General features: G+C 42.6%; 22 protein-coding genes. 3 read left to right on the forward strand and 19 right to left on the reverse strand.

Going from position 1 to position 16,029, the window contains the following annotated elements:
• Nucleotides 1-28: 28 nt before the first annotated feature.
• The 17 genes from DW642_RS03605 to DW642_RS03675 form a co-directional block, all read right to left on the reverse strand.
• The gene (locus tag DW642_RS03605) at nucleotides 29-487 is read right to left on the reverse strand and encodes a hypothetical protein (protein ID WP_173815312.1); all 459 of its coding nucleotides are present in this window, start codon (nucleotides 485-487) and stop codon (nucleotides 29-31) included.
• Complete coding sequence (locus DW642_RS03610) at nucleotides 484-900, reverse strand: glycoside hydrolase family 73 protein (protein WP_117509298.1); 417 nt, start codon at nucleotides 898-900, stop codon at nucleotides 484-486. Before DW642_RS03610 ends, DW642_RS03605 begins: the two co-directional genes overlap by 4 nt.
• Nucleotides 897-1,313, reverse strand: coding sequence for a phage holin family protein (locus DW642_RS03615; protein WP_055228659.1), 417 nt, complete (start codon nucleotides 1,311-1,313; stop codon nucleotides 897-899). The genes DW642_RS03610 and DW642_RS03615 overlap by 4 nt, the downstream gene beginning before the upstream one ends.
• Entirely contained in the window at nucleotides 1,310-1,648 is a 339-nt protein-coding gene (locus tag DW642_RS03620) for a hypothetical protein (RefSeq protein WP_055228658.1), read from the reverse strand. Before DW642_RS03620 ends, DW642_RS03615 begins: the two co-directional genes overlap by 4 nt.
• Nucleotides 1,648-3,645 carry a hypothetical protein gene (locus DW642_RS03625; RefSeq protein ID WP_117509299.1) on the reverse strand — a complete coding sequence of 666 codons (1,998 nt, stop codon included), beginning with the start codon at nucleotides 3,643-3,645 and terminating at the stop codon, nucleotides 1,648-1,650. Before DW642_RS03625 ends, DW642_RS03620 begins: the two co-directional genes overlap by 1 nt.
• A 74-nt stretch (nucleotides 3,646-3,719) precedes the next feature.
• Nucleotides 3,720-4,094 carry a hypothetical protein gene (locus DW642_RS03630; protein WP_055228657.1) on the reverse strand — a complete coding sequence of 125 codons (375 nt, stop codon included), beginning with the start codon at nucleotides 4,092-4,094 and terminating at the stop codon, nucleotides 3,720-3,722.
• 44 nt (nucleotides 4,095-4,138) lie between these two features.
• On the reverse strand, nucleotides 4,139-5,047 hold the full coding sequence (locus DW642_RS03635) for a radical SAM mobile pair protein B (protein ID WP_055228656.1): 909 nt from the start codon (nucleotides 5,045-5,047) through the stop codon (nucleotides 4,139-4,141).
• Nucleotides 5,035-5,724, reverse strand: coding sequence for a radical SAM mobile pair protein A (locus DW642_RS03640; protein WP_117509300.1), 690 nt, complete (start codon nucleotides 5,722-5,724; stop codon nucleotides 5,035-5,037). Before DW642_RS03640 ends, DW642_RS03635 begins: the two co-directional genes overlap by 13 nt.
• Entirely contained in the window at nucleotides 5,721-6,158 is a 438-nt protein-coding gene (locus tag DW642_RS03645; protein WP_007884694.1) for a radical SAM mobile pair system MarR family transcriptional regulator, read from the reverse strand. Before DW642_RS03645 ends, DW642_RS03640 begins: the two co-directional genes overlap by 4 nt.
• A 158-nt stretch (nucleotides 6,159-6,316) precedes the next feature.
• Nucleotides 6,317-7,327, reverse strand: a complete 1,011-nt coding sequence (locus DW642_RS03650) for a helix-turn-helix domain-containing protein (RefSeq protein ID WP_117509301.1) — start codon at nucleotides 7,325-7,327, stop codon at nucleotides 6,317-6,319.
• A gap of 149 nt (nucleotides 7,328-7,476) precedes the next feature.
• A complete protein-coding gene (locus tag DW642_RS03655; RefSeq protein WP_117509428.1) occupies nucleotides 7,477-7,665 on the reverse strand; it encodes a hypothetical protein in 189 nt (62 codons plus the stop codon).
• A gap of 82 nt (nucleotides 7,666-7,747) precedes the next feature.
• Entirely contained in the window at nucleotides 7,748-7,915 is a 168-nt protein-coding gene (locus DW642_RS15970; protein ID WP_015524526.1) for a hypothetical protein, read from the reverse strand.
• Between the two features lie 65 nt (nucleotides 7,916-7,980).
• Entirely contained in the window at nucleotides 7,981-8,328 is a 348-nt protein-coding gene (locus DW642_RS03660; RefSeq protein ID WP_242991115.1) for a ParB N-terminal domain-containing protein, read from the reverse strand.
• Nucleotides 8,318-8,596: a ParA family protein gene (locus tag DW642_RS16175; protein WP_242991116.1), complete on the reverse strand. Its 279-nt coding sequence runs from the start codon at nucleotides 8,594-8,596 to the stop codon at nucleotides 8,318-8,320. The genes DW642_RS03660 and DW642_RS16175 overlap by 11 nt, the downstream gene beginning before the upstream one ends.
• A 26-nt stretch (nucleotides 8,597-8,622) precedes the next feature.
• Nucleotides 8,623-9,102, reverse strand: a complete 480-nt coding sequence (locus DW642_RS16180) for a ParA family protein (protein ID WP_242991117.1) — start codon at nucleotides 9,100-9,102, stop codon at nucleotides 8,623-8,625.
• Between the two features lie 14 nt (nucleotides 9,103-9,116).
• Complete coding sequence (locus tag DW642_RS03670) at nucleotides 9,117-9,437, reverse strand: SymE family type I addiction module toxin (RefSeq protein ID WP_117509302.1); 321 nt, start codon at nucleotides 9,435-9,437, stop codon at nucleotides 9,117-9,119.
• Nucleotides 9,438-9,559: 122 nt separating this feature from the next.
• The gene (locus DW642_RS03675) at nucleotides 9,560-11,314 is read right to left on the reverse strand and encodes a recombinase family protein (protein ID WP_242991118.1); all 1,755 of its coding nucleotides are present in this window, start codon (nucleotides 11,312-11,314) and stop codon (nucleotides 9,560-9,562) included.
• Nucleotides 11,315-11,651: 337 nt separating this feature from the next.
• Between DW642_RS03675 and DW642_RS16185 the strand changes: the two genes are divergently transcribed.
• On the forward strand, nucleotides 11,652-11,837 hold the full coding sequence (locus DW642_RS16185; protein WP_014080774.1) for a hypothetical protein: 186 nt from the start codon (nucleotides 11,652-11,654) through the stop codon (nucleotides 11,835-11,837).
• Nucleotides 11,830-12,438 carry a hypothetical protein gene (locus DW642_RS03685; RefSeq protein WP_055195104.1) on the forward strand — a complete coding sequence of 203 codons (609 nt, stop codon included), beginning with the start codon at nucleotides 11,830-11,832 and terminating at the stop codon, nucleotides 12,436-12,438. Before DW642_RS16185 ends, DW642_RS03685 begins: the two co-directional genes overlap by 8 nt.
• A 47-nt stretch (nucleotides 12,439-12,485) precedes the next feature.
• Here the strand turns inward: DW642_RS03685 and DW642_RS16410 are convergent, their stop codons facing one another.
• Nucleotides 12,486-12,620 carry a hypothetical protein gene (locus tag DW642_RS16410; protein WP_005348500.1) on the reverse strand — a complete coding sequence of 45 codons (135 nt, stop codon included), beginning with the start codon at nucleotides 12,618-12,620 and terminating at the stop codon, nucleotides 12,486-12,488.
• Nucleotides 12,621-12,870: 250 nt separating this feature from the next.
• Between DW642_RS16410 and DW642_RS03690 the strand changes: the two genes are divergently transcribed.
• On the forward strand, nucleotides 12,871-15,087 hold the full coding sequence (locus DW642_RS03690) for a tetratricopeptide repeat protein (protein WP_117509304.1): 2,217 nt from the start codon (nucleotides 12,871-12,873) through the stop codon (nucleotides 15,085-15,087).
• 67 nt (nucleotides 15,088-15,154) lie between these two features.
• Here DW642_RS03690 and DW642_RS03695 read toward each other — a convergent pair whose 3' ends face one another.
• Nucleotides 15,155-16,027 carry an ATP-binding cassette domain-containing protein gene (locus DW642_RS03695; RefSeq protein ID WP_117509305.1) on the reverse strand — a complete coding sequence of 291 codons (873 nt, stop codon included), beginning with the start codon at nucleotides 16,025-16,027 and terminating at the stop codon, nucleotides 15,155-15,157.
• Nucleotides 16,028-16,029 lie beyond the last annotated feature (2 nt).

The following is a 16,029-nucleotide window of genomic DNA, read 5'->3' on the forward strand; positions in this document are numbered from 1 at the left end:
TTCTGTCAACCTTTTCACCCGGTTACCTTCAATAGCAGTAATCATTCCCACCGGAAACCTCCTCCACAAAACCGATATAGTCACTGTACCCGTCATTCGGCTGTGTGGCCTTGTCCCAGTTATACACAATCACATAACCTGGCTCCGGCATAATGGTTCCGTCTTCGATCCAGATCCCCATCTCCCTGAAGATCTTCACGTGTTCCTCCACGCCGCACTCCCTGCCGATCAGCTCACTGCATCCTGCCCTGATCCCTGCAGCAGACACACAGGTATCACACCATTCATCCGAATGCTGCACCGCATATCCTCTGGGAAGCGGCTTCACACTATTATACAAGTCAATAATCTCCCTAAACTTTCCATTGGCCTCACTGAATCCCAGCCATCCCCTCATCACATCCAGAACACTCTCAGCAGTCTTTGCCATAGCCTCACATCCCCCTTCATCAAATCTTGTCAGTTCATACTGACGGATCACCTTCATGCAGTCTTCCACATAGGAAAAAGAAGTGGCATACCCGTCGGCACGGATGGTTTCCAGATACTCCTGCGGATCCCCCTCAGGTTCCGGTACCGTTCCAGCTGGATAAACTCAAAATACCCCTTTACGCCCTCTTCCATGGAATCAAACACCCGGAAATTATCACGGATGGAAGTCAGCGTCCCTTCCCTGTATTCTTCCTGTGTACGCATATTTACAGACCTGCCAGTCCATCTTGTGCCACATTTCAGTCCAAAATAGTTATAGTACTGACTGGTCAGCCGGCTCTCGCCCCATCCGGAGTCCAGAACCGCCTGTGAGATCACCGCAGAATGGCACAGGATTCCATACTGCCCGGCATACTTTTTCACATATCCCGCAATGTCCGCGATAAACTTTTCCCTTGCAATCCTCATTCCCCATCCCCCTTTTCACTTCTGTCATGCAGCTGTTCCAGCACCTCTTTCACCTTCTGCGGAATCGGCAGCCCCAGATGCCCTGCATTCTCCAGCAGACTCACACCCTCATTGGAAATATAGAAAAAGATCACCGCTGTCCTCAGCACGGATCCGTTCCCGATCACAGCCACATCCAGAATATTTGCCATTCCCACCAGCAGAAAGATCAGCACCTTCCTGCAGATCCCCCGGAAGCCCACTTCACTGGAAAGCGTATGGTCCGCAAAAGCACACATCACCCCGGTCAGGTAATCAATCACCACAAAAGCGACCAGTGCATACAGAAGCCCGTCACAGCCTCCCATAAACCAACCCAGCCATCCGCCTACAGCCATAAAAACCATCTGAATAAAGTTCCAAAATTCCTTCATGCCAGAATCCTCCTCCCATGAAAAAAGCAGCTCCCATTTCTGAGAACTGCCGTAAGCAGGTTCTTCCCCTGCTCGTAAATATGATCCGCCTTTTCTTCCAGCACTGCCGGAAACAGCAGGATCCCGCCGATCATGTTCGGGCAGATGGGAAGCAGCGTCCCGTTCCACAAAACAGAATTGTCATACTCCCCGCTGGCTTTCAGATAAATCCCCATGGGATTCAGCCCCAGAATATTATTCACTGCCTCCGTGATCATGTTCGTCTCCTGAACTGTCTCCACCGCACCCGTATTCGTATCGGTCAGTTCAATGACCATTTCACCTTTCAACTTCATCACACACCCTCCATTTCTACCGGCCTGCAGAAACCGCTGATTCCCGCTCTCTCAGCAAAATACACTTCAAATCCTCTGTTCACCGTCTCCTTCATCTGCATGGACAGCGATTCCCGGAAACCATTCACATCCAGTCCTCCGCCAATGGCAAATCTCGTGGTATAATCCTCCACCTCAAGCTTTCCGTCCCAGGCTTCCCCAACCGCCATTGCCTGTCCGCTGACAGAAGCAATGCAGTCTCCCACATCAACCGTACCGCTGCCATACTCCATCCAGAGATACACATTGAATGTATTCGTATAATTGGCAACGATCTTCTCAATTGGATAATACAGCGACAAAATATGTTTCCCGGAATGCCAGGTCTCCACCGGACAATGCTCCACAATCTCCTCATTATTAAATTCAAAGACCACATGGCAGACCGCCTGTCCGTCCTCCTGCCACTTCACCGGCAGGCTCACATCCACAGAAACCTCCGAACCACTCCCGGTTCCGGATCCGGAATCCGAGCCACCAGCGACATCATCCGTACTCCCTGTATTCTCATTCCCAGAAGTATTTCCAACTTCATTCCCTGCCGCATCATTTTCAGAACTTCCTGCATCCGATGTCTCCCCGGTTCCATCAGAACCACCCGTACCACTTCCAGTTCCACTGCCGCTTCCGCCCGGAAATGGAATCACCACAGTCCCGGAAGCCTCCGCAGACCGTTCCACCGGATCCGCAGCCACATCCACAACAACCTGCGCAAAAAACTGCATGTGGTTTTCCTCAGAAGAAGCAAACTGGATACTGATCAGCTTCACCTTCGTCTGCCCGATCTCATGCGCGGAAGCATTGGTAAACGTATGGATCCCGATCTTCCCGGTCTTCGCATTGTCTTCAATCTGATTCAGCAGTCCCGAAATATTCTTGTCATTCCTTGACTTCGCCTGATCCAGCCTCGGGTTCTTCCCCACACATTTCAGGCTCTGCTTTCCCCCGATTTTCTGTCTGATGGAAGTGATACAGGTGATCTGTCCCTCATCCGCCTGTCCTCCCGCAAATGTCAGCACATCCCCTGGATCCAGGACAGGGTTCCCGATGGTATCCGAATCAAACGGCACATACCGGATCACAGACAGATCTGCCAGGATATTCCTGCACAGCATCTCCCTAGTCTCCTTTAACCCAAACTGCAGAAGCGGGTTCACACCCAGGTTCATGGTCAGCCCATTATCCGGATCCAGAGCATAATACTCTGCAATCTGCGTCTGCTTGTTGGTGGAACTCACTGCCGTGTATCTGGTAATAAAATCCGAAAAGCTGGAAGAAAACCGGTGTCTCTGCTCCACCTTCATCACAGGATCCTTCCCGTACTTTCTCAGTTCCAGCTTTCCCTCCCTGTTAATAATAAAGAAACCTCCCAGAACCTGTGCCACATAAAACAGCACATCCCGGCAGGTCTCAATATCATTTTCAGTATAAACAGAAAGCGTCACCCCGCCATTCGGCATGGCATCAATCTCCGCCCTCTTATTCGCAAACTCCACTTTACACCGCTTACAGCACAAAGCAATAAAATCATAAGCAGTCCCCACAGTCTCAAACCCGTTGAAACTCTTATCAAACCGCAGCATAAAATCATAGGCTTTCAGTTCCAGGCACTTTGCCAGACGGTTCGCCTCACTGACCTCAAAAACTCCCATCGGCACATCTTCCACCGAATCATCCGCCAGCACCAGATGAAACACCAGCGTCACCTGAGCATCCTCCAGCGTATACCTGTCAATGTCACTCAGAAGCGTGATCCCCATCTCCGCCGCATACACCGTCCCCAGTTCAATTTCCGTGCTTCCACAGCACTGCCTGGAAATATACCCGGAACCCTTCACAATCTCCTTCGCCCCGAACTCATACGTCATTCCGCCTCTGGTAACGATCGTACCCGTCCAGTAATATTTTCTTGTATTGCTCTTCACAGCTCTCAGAAACCCATCCGATACCGGATACATCCCGCCACCTCCATTTCCCCACGAAAAAAGCACCAGCCAACCAGGTGACCGATGCCTTCGTAAATATAATCATTCTATCTGTTATAAGTCCAATGTTTCAGGTACCATTCATGCAGTTCTTCTGTTGTTTTACAGCAGTCTGCAATCTCTTTTCCCTGTGATATCCACTGACACGTTTCCCTGCTGAATGTATCAACATCCAAAGCATGAAATTTATATGTTCCACCCCGTCTGTGCATCACTTCATCATCACACTGGAACTCAAAATAATCATCCCCGTCCAAAACAACCTTTCCAGTCAGGTTCCACACCCCGGACCACGGAGGACCATCATCCCCTGGAACACAGAAGGACAGTCTTCCATCTTCCAGAATAACAGGAGCCACCGCAATATTTTTCATCTGCGGCATATATGGCTGTTCAAACCAATACGCTTTCCTCTCATCCATTTCTCTTCATCTCCATGATAGCCACCTTCCCTGCAAACTTGAAGTTAGCGATTTCTTTTTCCGGTATTCTCTGTCCCACGGATTTCCTCATGATAGAAATAATCTACGATCACCGGATGTCCCTGCGGGACTCTGCCATAAGGCATTTCATTATCCACAAAGGCACAATCATACTTCTTAGCCATTTTCTCAGCTTTTACTTCAAGTGCTTCAAAGTAGCTGCGGTTATGCTTGTTATAGATCTCGTCGTAAAGTGGTACAAGATCAGGATATTTTCCGGCGATATAATCCATAATTGTCTTTTTGAAACCGCCTCGAAGATTGAGATTTTCGAGCCAGAACAGATCGCACTGATCCTTTACCCGCTCAAAGATTGCTTCAAAATCCGTGATACTGGGGAATACCGGGGATACGAAACAGACTGTACGGATACCTGCTTCATATACCTGCTTCATAGCAGAGATACGGCGCTCAATGCTCGAAGCAGAATCCATATCGTTCTTGAAATTTTCATCTAGTGTGTTGATCGACCATGAAACGGTTACATGTCCAAGCTTCTTCAGCAGATCAATATCCCGTACCACAAGATCCGACTTTGTGCAGATCAGAATATCTGCGTCACTGCCGATCAGCTGCTCCAGAAGTTTTCTGGTATTCCCGAATTGCTCCTCCTGTGGATTGTAGCCATCTGTCACAGAACCGATGACCACCCGCTGTCCGGCATATTTCTTCGGATTTTTAATTTCCGGCCAATGCTTCACATCAAGGAAAGTGCCCCATTCCTCCTTGTGCCCGGTAAAGCGCTTCATAAAAGAAGCATAGCAATACTTGCAGGCATGTGTACAGCCCACATAGGGATTGACCGAGTAACCGCCTACCGGCAGACTAGACTTAGTCATGATGTTCTTTGTTTCCACCTCACGAATGAGGATTCCATTTATTACTTCTTCCATGATTTCTGTACCTCTAACACTTTATTAAATTCTTCCGGCATTTCCTGAATCATATTTTCATCCCCTATGATAGGGACAAGGTCTTCCTTCATAAACACCGGAATGCCGAGTGCGTGTGCCTGATCCGTCAGAGACCATGCCCATTCCGGCTCCGTATGAATCTTCCTGCTCTGAGCCCCGGTCATAGTGCCGACAACGATCCAGTTGATTCTGGAAAGGTCAACTGTACCGGGATCGTCGAATAACGGTTCAAAGCTAACATGGTAATGCTTTGCTCTGATGTTTTTCCGAAGGGCGTCGATACGCCACAGTTCGGCTTTCCTCGTCACCGTAACGCCAAACCATGCATTTTCCAGATCGGTATCAAAATCCAGCAGATCAGGTCGCTTGGTAAGGAACAGGAACTGATGCTGTGGATTTTCACGGATCTTTGCAAATACCTCGTCTCTCCATTCCGGCTTCCATCCGGAGAGATCGCTCATCCCAGTAAGAAGAAAGTTCTGCGGACGTTTCTTTTCCATCATCTTGAGCTTACCCGGAAAGAATTCAGGGTCAGCGAAGTCATCAATCATATGCCAGCGTTTCACGTTGTTGCGGGCATAGCAATATGTACACCCCACTGTGCAGCCAATGACGATATTCATGTTCTGAATCTGATCTTTGATACAAATACTCATGACTTCTGCCACTCCTCAAGATTCTTTCTGATGCGGTCGAGACATTCCTCAAACCGGATAATTTCTTCCTCTGAAAAACCTTTGTAGTAAATACTGCCCATCTCATCAGATACAGAATCGTACTCGCCCTTTAAGGCATGTGCTTTCTCAGTCAGAAACAGGAGTGTTTTCCTTTTGTCCGTTTCAGACTGAACACGGCTTATCAGCCCTTGATTTTCCATTCTTTCCAGCATCGTAGTAAGAGATGTTATCGCTAATCCGCATTTAGTCGAGAGTGACCTGATTGAGATACCATCCTCCTGCCACAGCACATAAAGAATACGTCCCTGGGCTCCATTAAACGCATCAATATTCTTTTCACTGAGAATCTTCTCAAAAATCCGGTCTCCAAGCTGTTTTATTTTGGTGACAAGAAATCCTCCATTCATTTCCATACAAAAGCTCCTATATAGTAGTTTATTAAAAACATACTATATAGGAGCTTTATTGTCAAGAGTTTATATGTCTTAATAGATAAATTCCGTTTTTTTCAATTCTCCAAACTTGAATTTCTGGATGAGTATAATATGCGGAAAATAAACTTAACTCCATCTTAAATATAGTGCTGAGTTTCACTGCCACTCTTTAACACCATTTTCGCCACACCAAGCAATGCTGCAAACAAAACACCTGCAACCGGCCATACAATCCATGTAATATCCCAGCTCATCGTCCAGAAGCTCCATGCAAGGTAAATCGCTGTAGTCAAGCACCAATATACACCAGAAAACGTGTCAGTCTTTTTCTTAAACAGTTTTTCTTCTTTTGTATATTCCCCTTCCTGAAGAAGGGTATCGTAACTGCTTTTTACCATCCCAACACGAACCAACAGATTCACTCCTATTGCAAGTATGAATAGCAGTAATCCAACGGAAAGACCGCAGTAATAGTCGGACGCTTCCATAGATTCGGCAATAATTGTCGGAATCACTGCCAGTATACAAAGCACTACCCCAACAGCTGTTCCTCTGATAAAAATTGGTTCATAGGAATCTTTTTTTTCTCGTACCATTCCAGATACACCATACTCTGTTTCAAAGCATTCTTTTTCAAAATGTTCCATATGTGATTCACTCATTCCATATGTAATAAACAAAAAGACGGCTGCCGCAACCATTCCAAGCAAAAAAACACATCCAAATACTGTTGCCAGAGATTCCGAAACATGAAATACGCTATCTTCTGCCATTGTCACAAGAACAATCAATAATATTGGACTTAAGATACACATACTTGTTGCGTTTGCCACTACTTTGGATCCATTTCTTTTCATGTCAAGAAATTCATTTGCATTCTCCATAGTTACTTTTTTCAACGGTTCTGCATAGCTTTCAGTACTTTCGTGATAGGTGATATTTTCTGCTTTCATTTCATCTTTTAATAGGTAATCTGTACTAACACCAAAAAGCTCCGACATCTGTAAAATTCTTTGCAAATCTGGAACAGCTCCTGCACTTTCCCACTTAGATACTGCCTGTCTGGATACGCCCAACTGATTGGCTAGTTCTTCCTGTGACCATCCATTCTTTTTTCTTTCCTCTGTAATCTTATCAGCTAAAATCATTTTTTCCTCCTTTTGCAGATTTTATGAGCTAAATATAACAGTTTTGCTGTTTGCATTCCACCATTTCAGGCTGTAAATCTGTCAACCAGCAGTTGCAAATCACAAAAGTACTCTATGAATCCCGATTTTCCAGCAATACAAGCAGGAAATTATTTATCATCTGTATTGTTTTCCTTTTTCTTATGAGTCGAACCCAAGCAAAGAAACGAAGAACCAAGACATAACCATACTATAGCCATAGAATTTTCATTTCCACTCGTAAAGTCTATAGCTGAGGCTACGAGAAACAGAACTGATGCAATATAAAATAAGATTGATTTATTTATTCCTTTTTTCATAAATAAGAATCTCCTCCAAATCCCGACTTTGATAAACCCATTATACCCTTTCTGAAACATCCTGTCACCACATTTCATCAGATCAGAACCTGTCAAAATCCTCCTGCGTGGCAACCTGTCTCCATCCCTTATACTCATCGTTCCTGCTTTCCACAAACATATCATTCACCATCCCGATAGTCAGCAGATCCAGATCCCGGATGGAAATCCCCAGCTGCACACACCGGAGAAGAAACAGGGGAGTTGTCATTTCACGGTCTGTTGCATGAAGTTTTTTTAGCCTCCACATCCGTCCTGATGTTCATCCCCCACAATTCAATCAGCTTCGGCAAAACCTGATAAATACTGAATCGCAGGTATCTCTGTCAATCCTGCTATCTTTGCCGCATTGGTTCTGTTATGCCCTGCAAGCATCTCATAGCCCCTTGCAGCTTTCCTCACAATCACCGGATTCAGCACACCATACTCCCTGATGCTCTGTACCATATCTTCCAGGCGTTCTCCCTCATACAGCCGGAACGGATGATCATGAAACGGATGTATTTCCTCAACCGGAATAGAAACAATCCCGTTCACAGGCACTGGCGTATTCTTCACCGGATCCTCAGCAAGAAGATCCAGTGCGTCCTGAAATACTTTTCTTTTTGGTGCATTAGCTTTCATCCCCAACCACCTCCTCTGCCAGATTCCGGTATGCTTTACAAGCCTTATTCTCCGGTGCATACTCCAGAAGCGGCTCACTGTAATAAATTGATTCTCCCACCTTTACTGTGTTTGGTATGATACTCTTAAAAATCCGGGTCTGTCCATCAAAAGTATCCGTCAGCTGTTCTGTGATTACCTTACAGAGATTTGTTCTGGCATCACACATAGTCAGCAGGATCCCTGCAATCTGCAGGCGGTCATTCAGTCTGCTTCTGACTTTCTTCACTGTCCGGATAAAATCCTGCAATCCCATCATTGCCAAAAGCTGCGGATTGACGGCAATAATCCCTCATCAGCCGCCGTCAATGCGTTAATCGTCAATGTTCCGAGCGATGGACAGGTGTCTACAATAATATAGTCATACAGCCCTCTCAGCGGCTCCAGAATACCAGTCAGCATCTTCTCTGAACCCATCTCCATCCGCAGCTTACTGTCCACTGCTGAAAGCATCATGGATGATGGAATAAAGTCCACACCATTTCTACTCTGTATAAACTCTGACGGATCCGGCATTTTCTCATCTTCCAGCCGATTCATCATCAGATGTCCAATCGTCACCGGCACAGCCGCAGGATCTTCTACTCCGAAGCAGGTTGTCAGATTTGCCTGGCTGTCAAAATCAACAGCCAGAACCCTTTTTCCCATCTCAGCCAGTGAATACGCCAAATTCCAGGAGCTGGCAGTTTTGCCAACTCCCCCTTTAAATGATCCACACATTATAATCCTTGCCATACATTCTCCCCCTCTCATGCTTTCTTTCCATAACAGCCTGCACTCTGCTCTGCCACATATTTTGCAGTAATTTCTTCTTTTTCATTCTGGTATCTGATTATCAGTTTCTTAATCTCCTCATCCATAAATGCGGTCTTCGCTTCCTGCTCTTGTGCTTTATCCACATCCGGCGTGATAATCAGCTGACCATTTTCACATTTCACCTGCACATAATCCCCAAGATGAAATCCCAGTTCTTCCAGCCACTTTCCTTTTAATGTAATTGCCGGAACTGTCTCATATTTATAACCGCTCTGTCCACAAACCTTCATATTCCTTACATTTTTCTTTGCCATAGAATTGACTCCTTTCAAATTTGACTAATAGATTTTCAGATAAAAAGAAAAAGCCGCTGACACGTTATCTTCTAACGCATCAACAGCTTCTATCCTGCTTTAATTCAGTGTATTATTCGATTTTATTTAGGCTCTTTACCATCTTTAATACGGTAGTAATCGTCCATATCCACGCTGAGTTTTACCGTGGTATCTGGTTTTCGGTTGCTCAAGAGGCACACAGTTTCAACGGTACTTTCGTTGTCCCAACAAAGTTCCTGTATTTCCCTGTCTCCAAAATACACCGGGAAGCGGAACTTTATGTGCTTCAGGAATCTGCCATCTGGCTGCTCCTGCTCGTAAATGTCCACCTGTTCTACAAAACTGTTAAGAAATTCTTTCTTCTCCAGGTCGGTGAACTTATCATATAGTTTATCAAAATATAAAAGAAATTGATAGACGTTTTCTTCTGATATTTTCTGTTGCCGGATATTCAGCAGGCGGTTCTTGACTTCTTCTATACTGTTCTCCACGCCTTCAATCTCATCATACAAACGGTATAACCTTGTCTCCATATCCTGATATTTCTTCTCATAAAATTTATCCATGATATCCAGACTATCCATCTGCTGTCCGAGTCTTGCTTTTGCTCCTGTCAGCTGCTTATGCTGCTTTTCTAATCCTTCAATCTCTTTTTCTATTTCTTCTGTATCTATTCTTGAACCGATTTTATTCAGAATTGCTTCTTCGAATTTAGGATTCTTCACCAGCTTCCGAATAACTTCTTCCACTGCATTATTAATCTTCTCCTCGCTCCATTGTTTACGATATCCACATTTATGACCGTCTACCAGGCGACGATGTTTGCAGACATAATAGAAATAATCCTTATATAAAGTTCCGTCTTTCTTTTTCTTTCTATTCACGTTTCCATACATACCGCTTCCACATAACGGGCATCTCAATATTCCGGATAAAATATGCTCATGCTCGAGGCTATGTGTCTTTTCATATTTTACACCTGTTTTTTCCCGTTTTTGATGTGCCAGCTCCCAGTCTGTTTCTAAAATAATCCCTTCATGGATACCATCGTGCAGCATATAATTTTCCTGCTTTACAATACGGTATTCATTTCTTGTACCAGATACTTTCTCGTTCTTCCTTCGCCCATAAGCCAGCTTTCCACAGTATACCGGATTATCCAGAACACCTTTTATAAATGAAGCGGCAAATGCGTCCAGTGTATTATTCTGCCGTTTTTTCTTTTTATATCCATGCTGGTTCAGCCATGCAGCAATCGCAGAGATTCCCATATTGGTATGAATAAATTTATCATAGATCAGACGAATAATCTCTGCTTCGTCTTCTGCGATCTGCAATTCTCCATTTACCAATTCATAGCCATATGGAGCAAACCCGCCGTTCCATTTTCCTTCTCTGGCTTTCTGCTTACGTCCCTCCATTGTCTGCACAAGGATATTCTCTCGTTCAATCTCTGCCACCGCAGACAGAACAGAAATCATCAGCTTTCCACTATCTTTTGAGCTGTCAATTCCATCTTCAACACAGATCAGATTCACTCCAAAATCCTGCATCCGCTGCAAAGAATTTAAAACATCTGCCGCATTACGACCAAATCTGGAAAGCTTGAACACCAGTACAAACTGCACCTCATCTGTGCCATTCTCAATATTATCCAACATTCTCTGAAATTCCGGTCTGCCCTCTACGCTTTTTCCAGACTTACCTTCATCGGAATACTCATTTACGATTTCCATATTCTGAAATTCCGCATATCTCTTGAGTTTTTCTTTCTGAGCATCCAGACTGTAGCCATCTACCTGCATGGTTGTGGATACTCTGGTATATATATCGCATTTAATCTTTTTATTCTTCATAATCTTCCTCGCAGTATAACTCTGTTTTATTGTCCCAACCTTATTTTAGTACTTGTTCCAACTATTTTCAATACTTATTCTCCGTATTGACGCATTTCTTCGCCAATCGTATAATTAAGTTAGATACAGAGCATTTCTGTTATCAAAATATTGCCCGCCCACCATTGGCGACTTATAAATGATTGGCTCGAAAATATTGTTCGCTTACCGGAAGCGTCTAATAAATGTCCGGCTTGAAAATTATTTAGAAATTATTTTTGTTTTCGATATTGTGTTTTTATCACACATTGCATATACTATAAATACACAAAAAAGCCAAAAAAGAGGAGGTGTTAGTATGGCTACTTCAAGTATTACTCATAATTTTGTCGTATCCAATCCAAATAGCGTAAAGCGTTTTGTCGCAGCAATTGACGAAGCTGACCGTGACCGCACACCAAAGCAGACACTTCCCGGACGTCAGTTAACGAACCCCCAGGAAATCTTAGCTTTAATGTCAAAAAGGAAGAAAAAACATGTCTGATAAATATTTTACCGTTAATATTCGGGCATATTTGGATAAAGACGAACCGACATATATCGGAGAGGAAAGTCTTTACGACTTACTCTCCGATTTTTCTTGTCCCAAAAATCCCGATGTGGAATACTTTTTATTACATAATGCGATTGAGTTTACCAAAAAAGATCAATCTATCACTTATCTGGTATTTGATGCTGAAGATGCTTCACTGGTTGGTTATTTTTCACTTACAGTAAAACCAATCTCTGTCCGTGCTTCAAATATCAGCAAGACAATGGCAAAAAAGCTGTCCCGTGTCAGTATTTTGGATGAAGAAACACAATCCTATACTACCGCAGCTTACCTGATTGCCCAGTTGGGAAAGAACTATTCTCTTCCAAAGAATAAACGAATCCCTGGAAATATTCTACTGGGATTTGCACTGGAAACCATATCCAGTCTCAAATATTCCGTAGGCGGCGTTATGGAGTTTCTTGAATGCGAAGATAATGAATTTCTTCTGAGCTTTTATACACAGAATCATTTCAAGCCATTTGATACTCGTATTACCGCTTCCCAGAATAATGAGTCACACACTCTGCATCAGCTTTTAAAATTTATTTGATTTAAAAATACATGAAAAAAGCGACAGTCTGATTTACATTTTGTATTTCAGGAAACTGCCGCTTCTTTTTCTTCCTTATTCTGTTTTTCTTCCTCCAACTCCCGGAGGACTTCAGCGCCGTACTTATCAATCATCCGTACCAGAAAATCAATGCACCGCTCAAATTCAATATTCTGTTGCATAAGCTCCTCCCGTTATTGTTTTGATCTGAGCTTATTTTACAGAACCTGCCGGAAAACCACATTGAATAAAAATTGATTGTAAATTGACACAATCAATTTAAAAATATCCGCATTTTCTTGAATCGAATATATGTTCGTACTATGATAGATATACTTAATCTTAACTACGAAAGGGGAATTTCTATTGAATCGATGCGATTTTTCTTCTATTAGCACTTGCTTAAAAAATCATATCAGCGAAAGTAATCAAATGAGTCAGCCTGATTTTTTATACGAATTATTTGAAGATTTTATGGATGATCCGGCAAATCAGGATTTTTCTATGGATAATGGTCTGGTTTGCCGCTGGATGACTGGTCAGGCTAAAATCAGTCCTAAAATATCCGCTTACTATTCCAAGCCATCCAATCAGGAAAAATTAGCCCATACCATCCACCAGAATCTTCTTCCACTGATGTCTGACTGTAATATGGCTATACAAGATATTTACACTTTATTCATTCATGATGACAGCATCTCAGATGCGAAAAAGAAAAATCTGACTCCCTTATATAAACCAGCCAGCTCACGTCTGCTTTTTCTTGCAAAGCTGATTTCTTTTGGCATGGAGCGACAATTTATCAAACGTGATACTAAAAATCAAAAATTAATTGCCGGAGGTGCCCTGTCACCCATTGTGCTGGATTATATTATGGACAGTGAGGTTCCGAAACCATGCCGTCATTTTATCGGAAGAGATAAAGAACTGGAAGAATTATATACCATGCTTGAGGAAAACCGGCATGTTTTTCTTTGCGGAATTGCCGGTATTGGTAAAAGCGAACTTGCCAAAGCCTACGCAAAACATTACAAAGAGCATTACACTAACATTCTATATGTAGAATATACAGGTGATCTTCATCAGGACATTACTGACATGGATTTTATTGATGATCCACCAGAAATCAGCGAACAGGAACGGTTTCAAAGACATAACCGTTTTCTGCGTTCCCTGAAATCCGATACTCTGCTTATCATAGATAATTTTAATGTCACAGCTACACAGGACAGTTTTCTGTCAGTAGTATTAAAATACCGCTGTCAGATTTTATTTACGACCAGAAGTAATCTGAATGAATACTGTACTTTTCAATTAAAAGAAATAAAGGATATAAACATTCTTTTCCAACTGACATCTGCATTTTATTCAGAAGCAGACAAGTATCGTTCGACCGTCGAAAAAATCATAGAGACCGTACACTATCATACTTTTGCTGTAGAACTGGCTGCAAAACTTTTGGAAAATGGAATTTCAACTCCAGGTCAGTTATTAGCAAGACTTCAGGAAGAAAGAGCATCTCTCGATAATGAAGATAAAATTAAGATAATCAAGGATGGTCAAAGCAGTAAAGCCACTTATTATAGTCATATCCATACTCTATTTTCACTATATGCTTTATCCCGAAAACAGCAGGATATCATGTGCAATTTGTGTTTTCTTCCTTACACTGGTATTTCTGCCCGCATATTCGCCAAATGGCTGGAACTGCCTACCTTAAATGAAATTAACGACTTGATTGAAACTGGTTTTGTGCAGACAACTACACGTCACACAATCTCCCTGCATCCTATGATTAAGGAAATTGCCCTTTCAGAGACAAAACCATCTGTAAGTAGCTGTCACATATTACTGGATTCTTTACAGAAAATATGTTTAATGCATGGAATCGAAGTCGATTATTACAAGAAGCTGTTTCAGACAGCAGGAAACATCATAGAATTGATTGAAAAAGATGATATACCAAAATATCTACTTTTTCTGGAAAATATTTTTCCATATATGGATAATTATAATTACCAGAAAGGTATGAAAGAAATCATTCAGGAATTAAAAAATTTTTTGAAGCCTAAAGACATTGGCACCGATTCTGACCGGGCATTGTTACTGGATTTTCAGGCTACTCTTGAAATCAAGCCAGAAAAAGCAATAAAACTGGAAAAGGATGCACTTGCCCAGATAGAAAATATCACTGCTGACAATGCTCGCCTTGTTTCCAACCTTCATGCCAATCTCGGTGGACTTTACCGCATGAACGGTCATCCCGATCTCGCAAGAGAACACATGGAAAAAAGTATCTCACTGCTTGACCAATTTAACCTGCTTCATATAAATGACAGCATACCTCAGATTGCCAATTATGCAATGTTCCTGACAGAACAGCAGGAACCCGAAAGAGGAATCTCCGAATTGCAAAAATTATCCGGCATCATCAAGGAATACCATTCCGATGAATGTCTGGATTATGCCAAAGTACAGGAAACCCTTGCAACCATTTATCTGATGACCGCCAATCTTTCACACGCCAAAACACATTTTAAAAAAGCTTTCAAAATATATGAAAAGATCTGGGCTGATGAGCCTGAAATGATTGAAGCAAAATATCTGGAGATTCAGGAGTTATATCCACAGATTGGATTTTCCATTTGAAAAACTCTATCCGGTCTTTTAACAAAATAAGTACAATTTACGGCGGGCAACTTGCCCGCCGTTATATTCAACTATTCGTCAAATAAATATATGCATCTTCCAAAGTGATATCATTATCCGGGGCGCAATTCTCATTTGGCTTTCCTTTGCTTAATACTTTCATATGAATTCCATTTTCTACATACTGCTTAGATGAAATAGAATAATTGGCTTCTAACAAACGGGCTTCTTCTGCATTTTGTACCGTACAATTCCAAACACAACCCTTTGCATTTTCCAGCAACCCACTCACGCTTCCGGAATATAAAAAACTTCCTTTTTTCATAATGGCAAGCTGTGTACAGGTTGCTGCTAAATCTTCTACTACATGAGTGGAAAACAGCACAGTTCTATCCTTTGAAAAATCAACCAGAAGATTGCGGATCCTAATCCTTTCTTCCGGATCTAACCCAGTGGTAGGTTCATCAATAATCAAAAAATCCGGATTATTAAGAAGTGCCTGTATGAGTCCGACACGTCTCTTCATACCACCAGATAATTGCCGCATTTTTTTATTCTGATGCTCTGTAAGAGAAGTCTTTTCCAGATAATAGGTAATTCTTTGTTCGAGGTCATTTCTGGATACTCCTGACAGTCCCCCCATATATACAAGACATTCTTTCACCGTAAGATTCGGATATAAGTCGATTTCCTGTGGAAGATAACCAATCTTTTTCTGTATTTTCTCATAATTTCCCTCGTTATACAGAATTCCATCAAGGGAAACCATTCCTTCCGTTTGTTTTAAAACAGTTGTAAGAACCCTCATCAAAGTGGTTTTTCCAGCACCATTCTCACCCAAAAGTCCGTAAATTCCCTTAGGTATTTCAAGAGATGCCTTATTTACTGCAACTACACCATTTTTAAATCTAACTGTTAAATCATTTATTCTAATACTCATAA

Origin of the sequence: Blautia sp. AM23-13AC, assembly GCF_003435675.1 — a bacterium.
In the GTDB taxonomy this organism is placed as follows: domain Bacteria; phylum Bacillota; class Clostridia; order Lachnospirales; family Lachnospiraceae; genus Fusicatenibacter; species Fusicatenibacter saccharivorans.

Coding starts and splice junctions, on each gene's coding strand:
- DW642_RS16410 (WP_005348500.1), bottom strand. CDS start 12,620: ATGCAACAGAATATTGAATTTGAGCGGTGCATTGATTTTCTGGTACGG.
- DW642_RS03645 (WP_007884694.1), bottom strand. CDS start 6,158: ATGGAAATGAATGGAGGATTTCTTGTCACCAAAATAAAACAGCTTGGA.
- DW642_RS03635 (WP_055228656.1), bottom strand. CDS start 5,047: ATGGAAGAAGTAATAAATGGAATCCTCATTCGTGAGGTGGAAACAAAG.
- DW642_RS03655 (WP_117509428.1), bottom strand. CDS start 7,665: ATGAAAAAAGGAATAAATAAATCAATCTTATTTTATATTGCATCAGTT.
- DW642_RS16185 (WP_014080774.1), top strand. CDS start 11,652: ATGGCTACTTCAAGTATTACTCATAATTTTGTCGTATCCAATCCAAAT.
- DW642_RS03615 (WP_055228659.1), bottom strand. CDS start 1,313: ATGAAGGAATTTTGGAACTTTATTCAGATGGTTTTTATGGCTGTAGGC.
- DW642_RS03675 (WP_242991118.1), bottom strand. CDS start 11,314: ATGAAGAATAAAAAGATTAAATGCGATATATATACCAGAGTATCCACA.
- DW642_RS03660 (WP_242991115.1), bottom strand. CDS start 8,328: ATGAAAGCTAATGCACCAAAAAGAAAAGTATTTCAGGACGCACTGGAT.
- DW642_RS03630 (WP_055228657.1), bottom strand. CDS start 4,094: ATGGATGAGAGGAAAGCGTATTGGTTTGAACAGCCATATATGCCGCAG.
- DW642_RS03695 (WP_117509305.1), bottom strand. CDS start 16,027: ATGAGTATTAGAATAAATGATTTAACAGTTAGATTTAAAAATGGTGTA.
- DW642_RS03685 (WP_055195104.1), top strand. CDS start 11,830: ATGTCTGATAAATATTTTACCGTTAATATTCGGGCATATTTGGATAAA.
- DW642_RS03690 (WP_117509304.1), top strand. CDS start 12,871: ATGAGTCAGCCTGATTTTTTATACGAATTATTTGAAGATTTTATGGAT.
- DW642_RS03625 (WP_117509299.1), bottom strand. CDS start 3,645: ATGTATCCGGTATCGGATGGGTTTCTGAGAGCTGTGAAGAGCAATACA.
- DW642_RS03650 (WP_117509301.1), bottom strand. CDS start 7,327: ATGATTTTAGCTGATAAGATTACAGAGGAAAGAAAAAAGAATGGATGG.
- DW642_RS03640 (WP_117509300.1), bottom strand. CDS start 5,724: ATGAGTATTTGTATCAAAGATCAGATTCAGAACATGAATATCGTCATT.
- DW642_RS16180 (WP_242991117.1), bottom strand. CDS start 9,102: ATGGCAAGGATTATAATGTGTGGATCATTTAAAGGGGGAGTTGGCAAA.
- DW642_RS03610 (WP_117509298.1), bottom strand. CDS start 900: ATGAGGATTGCAAGGGAAAAGTTTATCGCGGACATTGCGGGATATGTG.
- DW642_RS15970 (WP_015524526.1), bottom strand. CDS start 7,915: ATGACAACTCCCCTGTTTCTTCTCCGGTGTGTGCAGCTGGGGATTTCC.
- DW642_RS03670 (WP_117509302.1), bottom strand. CDS start 9,437: ATGGCAAAGAAAAATGTAAGGAATATGAAGGTTTGTGGACAGAGCGGT.
- DW642_RS03605 (WP_173815312.1), bottom strand. CDS start 487: ATGAAGGTGATCCGTCAGTATGAACTGACAAGATTTGATGAAGGGGGA.
- DW642_RS03620 (WP_055228658.1), bottom strand. CDS start 1,648: ATGAAGTTGAAAGGTGAAATGGTCATTGAACTGACCGATACGAATACG.